The organism is Serratia sp. TSA_198.1 (genome assembly GCF_052686505.1).
In genome coordinates this window covers 215,884-229,117 of the sequence record NZ_JBQZFP010000002.1, presented here as the reverse complement: position 1 = coordinate 229,117, position 13,234 = coordinate 215,884, and the positions used below count along the sequence as shown (strand labels likewise).

The 13,234-nt window shown below is 57.7% G+C and carries 12 protein-coding genes; 6 read left to right on the top strand and 6 right to left on the bottom strand.

The genetic code is table 11. The features are described 5' to 3' along the window. Positions 1-22 precede the first annotated feature (22 nt). On the top strand, positions 23-1,432 hold the full coding sequence (mmuP, locus tag ACUTSW_RS12455) for an S-methylmethionine permease (protein WP_445584553.1): 1,410 nt from the start codon (positions 23-25) through the stop codon (positions 1,430-1,432). Further along, positions 1,422-2,360 carry a homocysteine S-methyltransferase gene (mmuM, locus tag ACUTSW_RS12450; RefSeq protein ID WP_063201469.1) on the top strand — a complete coding sequence of 313 codons (939 nt, stop codon included), beginning with the start codon at positions 1,422-1,424 and terminating at the stop codon, positions 2,358-2,360. Before mmuP ends, mmuM begins: the two co-directional genes overlap by 11 nt. Positions 2,361-2,407: 47 nt before the next feature. On the opposite strand, the gene maeB is transcribed toward mmuM, so the two are convergent. The 5 genes from maeB to ACUTSW_RS12425 all read right to left on the bottom strand — a co-directional run bounded on the left by maeB (position 2,408) and on the right by ACUTSW_RS12425 (position 6,104). Beyond that, a complete protein-coding gene (maeB, locus tag ACUTSW_RS12445) occupies positions 2,408-4,687 on the bottom strand; it encodes an NADP-dependent oxaloacetate-decarboxylating malate dehydrogenase (protein WP_062868202.1) in 2,280 nt (759 codons plus the stop codon). Between the two features lie 165 nt (positions 4,688-4,852). After that, positions 4,853-5,026: an Rz1-like lysis system protein LysC gene (gene lysC / locus ACUTSW_RS12440; protein ID WP_445584552.1), complete on the bottom strand. Its 174-nt coding sequence runs from the start codon at positions 5,024-5,026 to the stop codon at positions 4,853-4,855. Continuing rightward, the gene (locus tag ACUTSW_RS12435) at positions 5,007-5,390 is read right to left on the bottom strand and encodes a hypothetical protein (RefSeq protein WP_445584551.1); all 384 of its coding nucleotides are present in this window, start codon (positions 5,388-5,390) and stop codon (positions 5,007-5,009) included. The genes lysC and ACUTSW_RS12435 overlap by 20 nt, the downstream gene beginning before the upstream one ends. Next, positions 5,387-5,788 carry a M15 family metallopeptidase gene (locus ACUTSW_RS12430; RefSeq protein ID WP_241921868.1) on the bottom strand — a complete coding sequence of 134 codons (402 nt, stop codon included), beginning with the start codon at positions 5,786-5,788 and terminating at the stop codon, positions 5,387-5,389. Before ACUTSW_RS12430 ends, ACUTSW_RS12435 begins: the two co-directional genes overlap by 4 nt. Next, positions 5,778-6,104, bottom strand: a complete 327-nt coding sequence (locus tag ACUTSW_RS12425) for a phage holin, lambda family (RefSeq protein ID WP_445584550.1) — start codon at positions 6,102-6,104, stop codon at positions 5,778-5,780. The genes ACUTSW_RS12430 and ACUTSW_RS12425 overlap by 11 nt, the downstream gene beginning before the upstream one ends. A 297-nt stretch (positions 6,105-6,401) precedes the next feature. Here ACUTSW_RS12425 and ACUTSW_RS12420 point away from each other — a divergent pair, with 297 nt between their 5' ends. Beyond that, complete coding sequence (locus ACUTSW_RS12420) at positions 6,402-7,901, top strand: glycosyl hydrolase family 18 protein (RefSeq protein ID WP_445584549.1); 1,500 nt, start codon at positions 6,402-6,404, stop codon at positions 7,899-7,901. A 96-nt stretch (positions 7,902-7,997) separates the two neighbouring features. Here the strand turns inward: ACUTSW_RS12420 and ACUTSW_RS12415 are convergent, their stop codons facing one another. Beyond that, entirely contained in the window at positions 7,998-8,939 is a 942-nt protein-coding gene (locus ACUTSW_RS12415; RefSeq protein ID WP_004947759.1) for a LysR family transcriptional regulator, read from the bottom strand. 406 nt (positions 8,940-9,345) lie between these two features. Between ACUTSW_RS12415 and ACUTSW_RS12410 the strand changes: the two genes are divergently transcribed. From ACUTSW_RS12410 to tkt, 3 genes are all read left to right on the top strand, one after another. Further along, complete coding sequence (locus ACUTSW_RS12410) at positions 9,346-9,939, top strand: lytic polysaccharide monooxygenase (protein ID WP_445584548.1); 594 nt, start codon at positions 9,346-9,348, stop codon at positions 9,937-9,939. A 274-nt stretch (positions 9,940-10,213) separates the two neighbouring features. Next, positions 10,214-11,164 carry a transaldolase gene (gene tal, locus ACUTSW_RS12405; protein WP_445584547.1) on the top strand — a complete coding sequence of 317 codons (951 nt, stop codon included), beginning with the start codon at positions 10,214-10,216 and terminating at the stop codon, positions 11,162-11,164. 17 nt (positions 11,165-11,181) lie between these two features. After that, positions 11,182-13,176: a transketolase gene (tkt, locus tag ACUTSW_RS12400; protein ID WP_445584546.1), complete on the top strand. Its 1,995-nt coding sequence runs from the start codon at positions 11,182-11,184 to the stop codon at positions 13,174-13,176. Positions 13,177-13,234: the final 58 nt, after the last annotated feature.

Genomic DNA, 13,234 nt, shown 5'->3' with positions numbered 1-13,234 from the left:
ACGTCTATACGGATGAAATATCATGCACTCACCTGAACCCGCCGAAGGGCACTTCAAACGCACCATGAAAGCCCGGCATCTGGTGATGCTGTCGCTGGGTGGCGTGATCGGTACCGGGCTGTTCTTCAACACCGGCTATATTATTTCTACTACCGGCGCACTGGGCACCCTGCTGGCCTATCTGATCGGCGCATTGGTGGTTTATCTGGTGATGCTGTGCCTGGGTGAACTGGCCGTCGCGATGCCGGAAACCGGCGCTTTCCACGTCTATGCTTCACGTTATCTTGGCCCGGCTACCGGCTATACCGTTGCCTGGCTGTATTGGCTGACCTGGACGGTGGCGCTGGGCTCCAGCCTGACCGCCGCCGGTTTTTGCATGCAGTACTGGTTCCCGCAGTCGCCGGTGTGGCTGTGGTGTTTGATCTTCTGCGCGGCGATTTTTCTGCTCAACGTGATCACTACCCGCTTCTTTGCCGAAAGCGAATTCTGGTTCTCGCTGATCAAGGTCGTCACCATTCTGGCTTTTATCATTCTGGGCGGTGCTGCGATGTTCGGCCTGTTGCCGATGAAAGACGGCACGCCTGCACCGTTCCTGCATAACCTGACCGCCTCCGGCTGGCTGCCGAACGGAACGCTGCCGATCCTGATGACCATGGTGGCGGTGAACTTCGCTTTCTCCGGCACCGAACTTATCGGCATTGCCGCCGGCGAAACCGAAAACCCGGAAAAAGTGGTGCCCTGGGCGATACGCACCACGGTGATCCGCCTGATGCTGTTCTTTATCGGCACGGTATTTATTCTGGCAGCGCTGATCCCAATGGATCAGGCCGGGATTGTGAAAAGCCCGTTCGTGCTGGTGTTTGAACGCATTGGCATACCTTATGCCGCCGATATCTTTAACTTCGTGATCCTGACCGCCATCTTGTCGGCCGCCAATTCGGGTCTGTACGCCTCGGGGCGCATGTTATGGTCGCTGGCCAATCAGCGCACCCTGCCGGCCTATTTTTCACGCGTGAATAAACGCGGCATCCCGGTCAATGCCTTGACCTTCAGCATGCTCGGCGGCGTTCTGGCGCTGCTGACCAGCGTTATCGCGCCGGACACGGTGTTTGTCGCCCTGTCGGCCATTTCAGGCTTTGCGGTGGTGGCGGTCTGGCTGAGCATCTGCGCGGCGCATTACGCCTTCCGCCGCCATTATCTGCGCAGCGGTCAGCCGATCGAGGGCCTGAAATACCGTGCGCCGGGTTACCCCTTGACGCCGATCCTCGGTTTCGTCCTGTGCCTGCTGGCCTGCGTAGGGTTGGCTTTCGATCCGGCACAGCGCATCGCGCTTTACTGCGGGCTGCCGTTTGTCGCCCTGTGCTACGCCGCCTATTATCTGACCCGCCGCGCCGGGCAAAAATCTTCGTTGGGAGAGAATCATGTCCGTTAACAATACCGTCGCCGCCTTATTGGCCGCTAACCGCACGCTGATTTTAGACGGCGCGCTGGCCACCGAACTGGAGGCGCGCGGCTGCGACCTCAGCGATCCGCTGTGGTCGGCAAAAGTGCTGATTGAAAATCCCGAGCTGATTTATCAGGTTCACCTCGACTATTTCAACGCCGGGGCGCAATGCGCCATCACCGCCAGTTACCAGGCCACGCCGCTGGGTTTCCTGCGCCGCGGCCTGAACCAACAGCAATCGCTGGCGCTGATCGCCAAAAGCGTACAACTGGCGCAACAGGCGCGCAGCGACTATCTGGCACAGCATCCGCAGGCCGCACCTTTGTTGATCGCAGGCTCTGTGGGGCCGTATGGCGCCTACCTCGCCGACGGTTCCGAATACCGCGGCGATTACTCGTTGCCGCAAGAAGAGATGATCGCTTTCCATCGCCCACGCATTGCCGCGCTGGCCGAGGCCGGGGTCGATCTGCTGGCCTGCGAGACGCTGCCGTCGTTCAGCGAGCTGCAAGCGTTGCTGGCATTGTTGCAGGAGTTCCCGACGCTCGGCGCCTGGTTCGCCTTTACCCTGCGCGATAGCCAACATCTCAGCGACGGCACGCCGCTGACACAGGTGTTGGCAGCACTGCACGGCAATCCGCAGGTGTTGGCGATTGGCATCAACTGCATTGCGCTGGAAAACGTCACCCCGGCGTTACGGCAGTTGGCCACGCTTACCGACAAACCGCTGCTGGTCTATCCGAACTCCGGCGAGCATTACGACGCGGTCACCAAAACCTGGCATGCCTGCGGGGGCGAGAATGGCAGCCTTATCGATCAGATTGGGGAATGGCAACACATCGGCGCCCGGTTGATTGGCGGCTGCTGCCGCACTACGCCGCAGGATATCCGCCAGATCGCCGCACGCTGCAAGGCATAAAAAAAGCCCCCTGCGCCAGACGCGGGGGGCTTGTCGTCACTCAAGGCTTATAGCGGTTCGGTCTGCGCTTCCACCACCGCCAACGCCACCATGTTGACGATGCGGCGCACCGAGGCGATTGGCGTCAGAATGTGTACCGGTTTCGATACCCCCATCAGCACCGGCCCCACGGTCACCCCTTCCGAAGAGGATACGCGCAGCAGGTTGTAACTGATGCGCGCCGCTTCCATATTCGGCATGATCAACACGTTGGCCGCGCCTTTCAGCGGGCTGTCCGGCATCAGATCGTGGCGAATACTTTCAACCAGCGCGGCGTCGCCGTGCATCTCGCCGTCAATCTCCAGTTCCGGCGCCATCTGGTTCACCAGCTCCAGTGTTTTGCGCATTTTGCGCGCCGCCGGGCAGTCGGAGGAACCGAAGCTGGAGTGGGACAGCAGCGCAACTTTCGGCTCAATGCCGAAGCGGCGCACGGTTTCCGCCGCCATCAGGGTGATTTCCGCCAGCTGTTCCGGCGTCGGATCGTCGTTGACATAGGTGTCGGCAATAAAGGTGTTGCCGCTTGGCAGCAGCAGCGCATTCATCGCCCCGGCGACGTGCGCGCCTTCGCGGAAGCCGAACACGTTTTTCACGACTTCGTAATGCTCATGGTAGCTGCCGATGGTGCCGCAGATCATCGCGTCCGCCTCGCCGCGATGCAGCATGATGGCGGCAATCAGCGTCGGGTTGCCAATTACCGCACGGCGCGCCTGCTCTTGCGAAACGCCGCGACGCTTCATGATCTGGTAATACTCGCCCCAGTATTCGTTGAAACGCGGGTCGGACTCGTTGTTCACCACTTCAAAATCTTTGCCCGGCGTCAGTTGCAGGCCGAGTTTTTGCAACCGCATTTCAATCACGCTTGGGCGGCCGACCAGGATCGGATAGGCCAGGCCCTGTGACACCAGCTCTTGGGTCGCATGCAGCACCCTTTCCTCTTCGCCTTCCGCCAGCACCACACGCTTCATTTCTTTCTTCGCCAGGGCAAAGATCGGCTTCATGAACAGGTTGGTTTTGTAGACGAACTCGGACAGTTTCTCGACGTAGGCGTCGAAGTCTTCGATCGGACGCGTCGCCACGCCGGACTCCATCGCCGCTCTGGCCACCGCCGGGGCAATTTTAACGATCAGGCGCGGGTCGAAAGGTTTTGGAATGATGTATTCAGGGCCAAACGACAGGTCCTGATCGCCATAGGCGGAAGCCACCACGTCGTTCTGTTCCGCCAGCGCCAGATCGGCAATCGCATGCACGCAGGCCAGCTTCATCTCTTCGTTAATGGTGGTGGCACCCACATCCAGCGCCCCGCGGAAGATGAACGGGAAGCACAGCACGTTGTTCACCTGGTTCGGGTAGTCGGAACGGCCGGTACAGATAATGGCGTCCGGCCGCACGGCCTTCGCCAGCGGCGGCAGAATTTCCGGTTCCGGGTTGGCCAACGCCATGATCAACGGATCCCTGGCCATGGTTTTCACCATGTCCTGGGTCAGCACGCCCGGGCCGGAACAGCCGAGGAAAATATCGGCATTGGGGATCGCATCCCCCAGCGTGCGCTGGCCGTTATCTTCGATGGCATAGGCCGCCTTGGTTTGCTCCATGTTGGCGTCGCGGCCCTTGTAGATCACCCCTTTGGAATCGCAAACGGTGATGTTTTGCTGACGTAGCCCCAGTGCCACCAACAAGTTCAGACAGGCTATCGACGCCGCACCGGCGCCGGACACCACCAGGCGCACGTCGGAGATATTCTTTTTCACTACCCGCAGGCCGTTCAGCACTGCGGCGGTGGTAATAATGGCGGTGCCGTGCTGATCGTCATGGAACACCGGGATCTTCATGCGCTCGCGCAGTTTTTGCTCGATGTAGAAACACTCCGGCGCCTTGATGTCTTCCAGGTTGATGCCGCCAAAGGTCGGCTCGAGGGAAGCGATGATGTCGATCAGCTTGTCCGGGTTAAGTTCATCCACTTCGATATCGAACACGTCGATACCGGAAAACTTCTTGAACAAAACGCCTTTGCCTTCCATTACCGGCTTACCGGCCAATGCGCCGATATTGCCCAGCCCCAGTACCGCCGTGCCGTTGGAAATCACCGCGACCAGGTTACCACGGGCGGTGTATTTGTAGGCCGCCAGCGGATCGGCGGCAATTTCCAGACAAGGGGCAGCAACGCCCGGTGAATAGGCCAGCGCCAGATCGCGTTGCGTCGCCAGGGGTTTGGTTGGAGAGACCTGGATCTTCCCTGGGACCGGAAACTGATGGAAATCAAGGGCACTCTGTTTGAGCTGTTCGTCCATTATGGGTTCCTTTGCTTTTTGCTTTTATGTTGAGGTAAGGCTTTTAGGCTAGACCAGTATAGTGAGAGAAACGTCACAAACTTTGAAGCGGGCCATAACCTTGATCGAAATAATTTTATAAAAGTAAAAAAAAGTCCCACAGGACGGGGAATAAGAATACTGCCGTCAATGCAACGGCAGTTTTGCTCGCCAGGCGTTGAGCGTCGCCACCCGGCCCGCGCAAATTTGCAACGCGGTCTGCAATGCCAGCGTATAGCTGACGGCATCGCCCCAGGTGTCGCCCTGCAACAGAGGCTGCTCGCAGGGCGTAAAGACGGATTCAGGGGGCTGCAGCACCACGGGCGTCGGTACCGTCGGCGGTTGGGCGCAGGAGCTCACGCACAGCGCCAGGCATAGGCTGCCCAGCGCAGGCATCATTTTTAATCGCTTCACGGTATTTCCTCTGGTAAACGTCGCTTTGCCGGCGCAACTGCTGTTCCTGTTGCTGCTGAGCGGCCATCAGCGCACGATTCTGCGCATCCTGGGTTTGCAGCGTGACAATAAGCCCGGCCTGCTGCGCCAAGGTCTTTTGCTGTTCGGCCGCCTGCTGCCGCGCCAGCGCCAGCCGGTGCGACAGCAGCGAGCTGTAACCGCCGAGGCAAATCGCCACCGCCAACAGCAGCAGCAACCCGCCCTGTATCAGCTTATTCAGCCAACCGCTCATGCCGGGTAATCCTTGAAAGAGAGCTGGAAATGCGGCCCGTCCTTCAGCGTGCGCCACTCGCCGCCCCACTCGACGCTGACTGCGCATTCACGTGCTGCGCGGCGCACCGCCACGGCAATTTGCGCGTAGTAATCCCACTCCCAGGACACCACGCCCGCCGGCATCGCCACCACGTCCACCGCGTGACCGGTCAGATGCCGGCTCCTCAGCGTCTGGCTTTTGCCGGTGCGCAGCATGTCACGCTGCCGCGCCATGCTGCGCACCCCTTCGCTGATGGAAAAAGGCACCAGCGAATAATTCAACGCCAACCGCATCACCCGCACCAGATCCGGATGCACGCCCATTAAGTTGTCCTCACTGCGTGCGGTAAAGCGCATTTCCTCAATTTCATTTAACATTTTTTAACCCCGTCTTCTTGCCAATGATTTTTTTAATTAATGCGCTAATATAATCAGCGCCCATAAAGCCAATCAGCACGCTGGCAAGATTCGCCCATTTTAACTCCAGGCCCGCCAGCGCCAATGCATCACGCACCGTCCAGGCCAATAACGCGCACATGCCTGCATTTAATAACCGACGTCGCATCCCTACGTTGCGATAGGCGCCATGCAAAAGCGCCATAATGCCGGCCAAAATGGCATTCATTGCCGGCTGAAGGTATTCACAGGCTCGCTGAATAATTAAGCCAACAGCGTCTGGCTCTATGCTGGACATAGCTACTCTCCTATTTTTAATTTTAATTGAATGCCAATCACGGCCGGCAGGATATCGGTACAGTCAGAATCTAGTTAAGGATGCTATAACAAAGCAAATGAATAAAAACAGCGTCTATGGTCAAATTCATTCACGCTCAACCCTGGCACAACAGCCTTCAGGAATAATGGCCAATACCGAATGAAAAATTCATCTTTACTGTGATTTATTTCGACTTTTCTTTGCCGGGAAAATAAACATTTAATAGCGGCGAGAGAACCGCTCTCGATAACAAAACCTCAACTCTGGAGAAATACTATGTCTGCACGCAAAGCGGTGATTGGTTATTATTTTATTCCGACCAACCAAATTAATAACTATACCGAAACCGATACCTCAATCGTGCCTTTCCCGGTGTCCAATATCACGCCGGCCAAGGCCAAACAGCTGACCCACATTAACTTCTCGTTCCTGGACATTAACAGCAATCTGGAGTGCGCCTGGGATCCGGCAACGATAGATGCCAAGGCACGCGACGTGGTCGGTCGGTTGACCGCGCTGAAAGCGCACAACCCCAACCTGCGCATCATGTTCTCCATCGGTGGCTGGTATTACTCCAACGATTTGGGCGTGTCCCACGCCAATTACGTGAATGCGGTGAAAACCCCGGCGGCGCGAACCAAATTCGCGCAATCCTGCGTGCGCATCATGAAAGACTATGGCTTCGACGGCGTGGACATTGACTGGGAATACCCGCAGAGCAGCGAGGTGGACGGTTTTGTCGCCGCGCTGCAGGAGATCCGCACTTTGTTGAACCAGCAGACCCAGACCGACGGTCGCCAGGCGCTGCCTTATCAGTTGACCATTGCCGGCGCCGGCGGCGCGTTCTTCCTGTCGCGCTACTACAGCAAGCTGCCGCAGATCGTCGCCTCGCTCGATTACATCAACCTGATGACTTACGATCTGGCCGGTCCATGGGAAAAAATCACCAACCATCAGGCTGCGCTGTTTGGCGACAGCGCCGGGCCGACCTTCTATAACGCGCTGCGCGAAGCCAATCTGGGTTGGAGCTGGGAAGAGCTGACCCGCGCCTTCCCGAGTCCGTTCAGCCTGACGGTGGACGCCGCCGTACAGCAACACCTGATGTTGGAAGGCGTGCCAAGCAGCAAGATCGTCATGGGCGTGCCGTTCTATGGCCGTGCGTTCAAGGGCGTCAGCGGCAGCAACGGCGGCCAATACAGCAGCCACAGCACGCCGGGGGAAGATCCGTTCCCGGGTACCGATTACTGGCTGGTGGGCTGCGAAGAGTGCATCCGCGACAAGGACCCGCGCATCGCCTCTTACCGCCAACTGGAACAGATGCTGCTCGGCAACTACGGCTATCAGCGCCTGTGGAACGACAAAACCAAAACGCCGTACCTGTACCATGCGGCCAACGGCCTGTTCGTTACCTATGACGACGTCGAAAGCTTCAAATACAAGGCGAAGTACATCAAGCAGCAGCAACTGGGCGGCGTGATGTTCTGGCACCTGGGGCAGGACAACCGCAACGGCGATCTGCTGGCCTCGCTGGACCGCTATTTCAACGCTGCCGACTATGACGACAGCCAGTTGGATATGGGCACCGGCCTGCGCTATACCGGCGTCGGCCCCGGCAATCTGCCGATCATGAGCGCGCCGGCGTACGTGGCGGGCACCACCTATCCACAGGGCGCGCTGGTGTCTTATCAGGGCTACGTCTGGCAGACCAAGTGGGGCTTTATCACTTCCGTACCAGGCTCCGACAGCGCCTGGCTGAAAGTGGGCCGCGTAGCTTAACGGCATAAAAAAACCCCGTAGCCTGATGCTGCGGGGTTTCTTACTCTGTTAACCGTTTAATGATCGCATTCCTTTGCCGTTAGCGTATCGCTGCCCTCAGTTATTGCACCAAGGGTAACCCCCATCGCGAATCACTTCGCGCCCCATCAGACTGAAAACGTCGCTTTTACGCGTCAGGCGTTCATGCCACCAGGTAAAACCTGTCCCCTTGCTGGCCGGGTGCCAGGCCAGCCAAATCATTTCGTCACCTTTTTGCATATCGACGGGAACCGTCACCAGCTCGCCGCTCGCCAGCTCTTTTTCGATCAGCGAAGGCGGCAAAAAACCGTGGCCGATACCGCGCTTCAACAGCGCCAGCTTGCTCTCGACGTCGCAAACCACCAATTGGCGCTGCAACGGCATAGTGCCGTGGTTGCGCTTTGGCAGTTCGTGGCTACTGTCGGCAATCACCACCACGATGTCATTCAACCGCTGATTTTTATCCACCGGTTTTTTCTGCGCCGCAAAGGGATGCGAAGGCGAAACGCACAGCACGAAATTCAGCTTGCCGAGCATCAGCGTCTTGGCCTGCACGCTGTCCGGGATCTGGCCGATGGCGATAATCAAATCCGCCCGGTTGTTCTTCAGCGCATCCCAGGTGCCGTTCAGCGCTTCCCGCTGCACCGAAATGTTGGCGTTCGGGCTGTGCTGAATATAGTCACGTATATCCTGGGTGATAGTTTCCAACGGAAAGAACTTGTCGACGACGATGCGGATATTATTATCGAGTTTCGGGATATTCCTCACACGGCTCTCGAGATCCTGCACCGCATTTAAAATCCAGCTGCCCTCTTGCAGCAGGAATTCCCCTTCATCCGTTAGGGTAATCATCGGGCCATTTCGATGAAATAGTTTCACGCAGAGTTTACTTTCAATATTGGAAACCCGGTAGGATATCGCCGAAGGCGTTTTATGCAGCGCCTCCGCCGCCATAGAGAAAGAGCCGGTACTTTTTATGGTGCTGATTATTTTAATCGCATCCAGGGATAATCTAGTCATACTAATTCCTCTTTGACATAAAATAAGAAAAATTGACACTAAATTCCCAGGCAACTGGCGCGTAAAAAACGTTCAAGTCGAACAAGAGTAAACAAAACCACAAGCAATATACTCCATATCGGAGAGCGTCATCTGAAAGAGTATTCATCAATCCATTAAGTAAAATTCATCATGATGCTGCGTTTTTAGACAGCAGCGTTTAAATAAATTCAATCAACGAATAAAAGACATTCATCATAATAATTTTAGTTAATAGCCTATAAAACATTCCATCCCCATCCATGCCACGAATGATAAAAATAAAACAAGCCATCAATAATGATGTTTCTTAATTTCGTTAATGACCTCTCATTTAAGTGGCGAAAATACACTCAACTTACAATATAACTTCTGTCCGGAGTGACTTATGAACAATACTTCTCGTACCCTTCTGTCCCTCGGTTTGCTGAGCGCCGCCCTGTTTGGCGTATCCCAACAGGCTAACGCCCACGGCTATGTCGAAACACCGGCCAGCCGTTCTTACCAGTGCAAGCTGCAACTCAATACCCAGTGCGGCAGCGTGCAGTATGAGCCGCAAAGCGTCGAAGGTCTGAAAGGCTTCCCGCAAAACGGTCCGGTGGACGGCCATATCGCCAGCGCCGAGAAGAGCACCTTCTTCGAGCTGGATCAGCAAACGCCAACCCGCTGGAACAAGCTCAATCTGCACACCGGCGCCAACTCCTTTACCTGGAGGCTGACCGCCCGTCACAGCACCACCGGCTGGCGTTATTTCATTACCAAGCCAAACTGGGATGCGTCGCAGCCGCTGACCCGCGCTTCCTTTGACCTGACGCCGTTCTGCCAATACAACGACGGCGGCGCGATCCCAGCCGCGCAGGTCACCCACCAGTGCAACATACCGGCAGACCGCAGCGGTTCGCATGTGATCCTCGCCGTGTGGGATGTAGCAGACACCACCAATGCCTTCTATCAGGCGATTGACGTGAATTTGAGTAAATAATCGGAGGACGTACCCTGGGGTTCAGCCGGGCTGAACCCTTTTTTATTGCCGTTGCCCCCTCTTCTTCTCGCCGTCTCCCCCCACGCCAAAACCGCATTGCCGCAGGTGCAACCCGCAGCCCACCTGGCTCGTTTCGGGATCCATTGTTCTTATCCATCGCAACAATCAGAAAAAGCGCATTTTATTCATCAGGCTTATGATGCAGTGTGTTCACCCTATGATGAAAAAGGTTCTCATTTCCCTACATGTTTGGCACTGATCAAGGAGCGTATAAATGAACCAATTAGATGCACTCAAGCAGCTGACGACGGTTGTGGCCGACAGCGGCGATATTGAATCCATCCGCCAGTTCGAACCCCAGGACGCCACCACCAACCCTTCACTGATCCTGAAAGCCGCGGCGCTGCCGCAATATAAGCCACTGATCGTCGAAGCGCTGAACTATGCCCGCCAACAGGGCGGCAGCAAAGAAACCCAACTGATCAACGCCAGCGACAAACTGGCGGTGAACATCGGCGTCGAAATTCTCAAAAGCGTGCCGGGCCGCATTTCCACCGAAGTGGACGCACGCCTGTCCTTCGACCGCGGCATGTGCGTAGCCAAGGCGCGCAAACTGATTGGCCTTTACCAGGAACAAGGTATTGATAAGTCGCGTATTCTGATCAAGCTGGCCTCCACCTGGGAAGGCATCAAAGCCGCCGAGGAACTGGAAAAAGAAGGCATCAACACCAATCTGACGCTGCTGTTCTCCTTCGCCCAGGCCCGCGCCTGTGCCGAAGCCGGCGTGTTCCTGATTTCACCTTTCGTCGGCCGCATCTATGACTGGTACCAGGCCAAGCAGCCTGCCGCCGAGTACGACGCCGAGCAGGATCCGGGCGTGAAATCGGTGCGCACCATTTATGAATACTACAAACAGCACCGCTACCAGACGGTGATCATGGGTGCCAGCTTCCGTAAGGTGGAGCAGATCCTGGCCCTGGCCGGCTGCGATCGCCTGACCATAGCGCCGAACCTGCTGGAACAGCTCAAACACAGCGAGCAACCGGTCGAGCGTAAACTGACGCCGTCCACCGAAGGTTTCTATCAGCCCGCCCCGCTTGCCGAAGCCGAATTCCGCTGGCTGCATAATCAAGACGCCATGGCGGTCGAGAAACTGGCCGAAGGTATCCGCCTGTTCGCCGTCGACCAGCAGAAGCTGGAAGACATGCTGGCCGCTGAACTGTAATTATTTTGGAGTTATGAATGTCCTCTCGTAAGCAACTCGCCAACGCCATCCGTGCACTCAGCATGGACGCCGTACAAAAAGCAAATTCCGGCCACCCGGGCGCACCTATGGGCATGGCGGACATCGCCGAAGTCCTGTGGCGCGACTACATGAACCACAACCCGACCAACCCGCACTGGGCTGACCGCGACCGCTTCGTGCTGTCCAATGGCCACGGCTCCATGTTGATTTACAGCCTGCTGCACCTCACCGGCTACGACCTGCCGATGAGCGAGCTGGAAAACTTCCGCCAACTGCATTCCAAAACCCCGGGCCACCCGGAGTACGGCTACACCCCGGGCGTCGAAACCACCACCGGCCCGCTGGGCCAGGGCATCGCCAACGCCGTCGGTTTCGCCATTGCCGAACGCACCCTGGGCGCGCAGTTCAACCGCCCGGGCCATGACATCGTCGACCACCACACCTACGCCTTTATGGGTGACGGCTGCATGATGGAAGGCATCTCCCACGAAGTCTGTTCGCTGGCCGGTACCCTCAAGCTCGGCAAACTGACCGCGTTCTACGATGACAACGGCATCTCCATCGACGGTCACGTGGAAGGCTGGTTCACCGACGACACCGCCGAGCGCTTCGAAGCCTACGGCTGGCACGTGGTGCGTCACGTCGACGGCCACAACCCGGACGCCATCAAGGCGGCGATTGAAGAAGCCCGCAAGGTCACCGACAAGCCGTCCCTGCTGATGTGCAAAACCGTGATTGGTTTCGGTTCCCCGAACAAGGCCGGCACCCACGACGTGCACGGCGCTGCGCTGGGCGCCGCCGAAGTGGCCGCCACCCGCGAAGCCCTGGGCTGGAAATACGCCGCCTTTGAAATCCCGCAGGACATCTATGCCCAGTGGGATGCCAAAGAAGCCGGCCAGGCCAAAGAGTCTGCCTGGAACGACAAGTTTGCCGCCTACGCCAACGCCTTCCCGGAACTGGCTGCCGAGTTCAAACGCCGCGTGAACGGCGAACTGCCGGCCAACTGGAAAGCCGACGCGCAGAAATTCGTCGAGCAGCTGCAGGCCAACCCGGCCAACATCGCCAGCCGCAAAGCGTCGCAAAACGCGCTGGAAGCCTTCGGCAAGGTGCTGCCGGAATTCCTCGGCGGCTCGGCCGACCTGGCGCCAAGCAACCTGACGATGTGGTCCGGCTCGAAACCGCTCAATGAAGACCTGGCGGGCAACTACATCCACTACGGCGTGCGCGAGTTCGGCATGACCGCCATCACCAACGGCATCGCGCTGCACGGCGGTTTCCTGCCGTACTCCGCGACCTTCCTGATGTTCGTGGAATACGCCCGTAACGCGGTGCGCATGGCGGCGCTGATGAAAATCCGCAATGTGTTCGTTTACACCCACGACTCCATCGGTCTGGGCGAAGACGGCCCGACGCACCAGCCGGTCGAGCAAATCGCCAGCCTGCGCGTGACCCCGAACATGAGCACCTGGCGCCCGTGTGACCAGGTGGAATCGGCGGTTGCCTGGCAGTACGGCATCGAGCGCAACGACGGCCCGACCACGCTGATTTTTTCGCGCCAGAACCTGACCCAGCAGCCACGCACCGCCGAACAACTGGCGAACGTGTACCGCGGCGGCTACGTGCTGAAAGACTGCGCGGGCACGCCGGAAGTGATTTTGATTGCGACCGGTTCGGAAGTGGGCATCACGGTGGAAGCGGCAGACAAGCTGAGCGCAGCGGGCACGAAAGTGCGCGTGGTGTCGATGCCGTCGACCGACGCGTTCGACAAGCAGGATGCGGCCTACCGTGAATCGGTGCTGCCGGCGGCAGTTACGGCGCGCGTGGCGGTGGAAGCGGGTATCGCGGATTACTGGTACAAGTATGTGGGCCTGAACGGCGCTATCGTGGGCATGACCAGCTTTGGCGAGTCGGCCCCGGCAGACCAGCTGTTCAAAGAGTTCGGTTTCACCGTGGACAACGTGGTGGCCAAGGCGCAGGCGCTGCTGAAGTAAGAGGCATCGCGCAAGCCCACTGAAGGGCCTGAAATTACCGTAATGCCGTTCACTTAAT

Excerpts from the sequence above, each read along its gene's own strand:
- ACUTSW_RS12435 (WP_445584551.1), bottom strand. The coding sequence starts at position 5,390 with ATGAGCGGTTGGCTGAATAAGCTGATACAGGGCGGGTTGCTGCTGCTG.
- mmuP (WP_445584553.1), top strand. The coding sequence starts at position 23 with ATGCACTCACCTGAACCCGCCGAAGGGCACTTCAAACGCACCATGAAA.
- tal (WP_445584547.1), top strand. The coding sequence starts at position 10,214 with ATGAACCAATTAGATGCACTCAAGCAGCTGACGACGGTTGTGGCCGAC.
- mmuM (WP_063201469.1), top strand. The coding sequence starts at position 1,422 with ATGTCCGTTAACAATACCGTCGCCGCCTTATTGGCCGCTAACCGCACG.
- ACUTSW_RS12410 (WP_445584548.1), top strand. The coding sequence starts at position 9,346 with ATGAACAATACTTCTCGTACCCTTCTGTCCCTCGGTTTGCTGAGCGCC.
- ACUTSW_RS12420 (WP_445584549.1), top strand. The coding sequence starts at position 6,402 with ATGTCTGCACGCAAAGCGGTGATTGGTTATTATTTTATTCCGACCAAC.
- tkt (WP_445584546.1), top strand. The coding sequence starts at position 11,182 with ATGTCCTCTCGTAAGCAACTCGCCAACGCCATCCGTGCACTCAGCATG.
- ACUTSW_RS12415 (WP_004947759.1), bottom strand. The coding sequence starts at position 8,939 with ATGACTAGATTATCCCTGGATGCGATTAAAATAATCAGCACCATAAAA.
- maeB (WP_062868202.1), bottom strand. The coding sequence starts at position 4,687 with ATGGACGAACAGCTCAAACAGAGTGCCCTTGATTTCCATCAGTTTCCG.
- ACUTSW_RS12430 (WP_241921868.1), bottom strand. The coding sequence starts at position 5,788 with ATGTTAAATGAAATTGAGGAAATGCGCTTTACCGCACGCAGTGAGGAC.
- ACUTSW_RS12425 (WP_445584550.1), bottom strand. The coding sequence starts at position 6,104 with ATGTCCAGCATAGAGCCAGACGCTGTTGGCTTAATTATTCAGCGAGCC.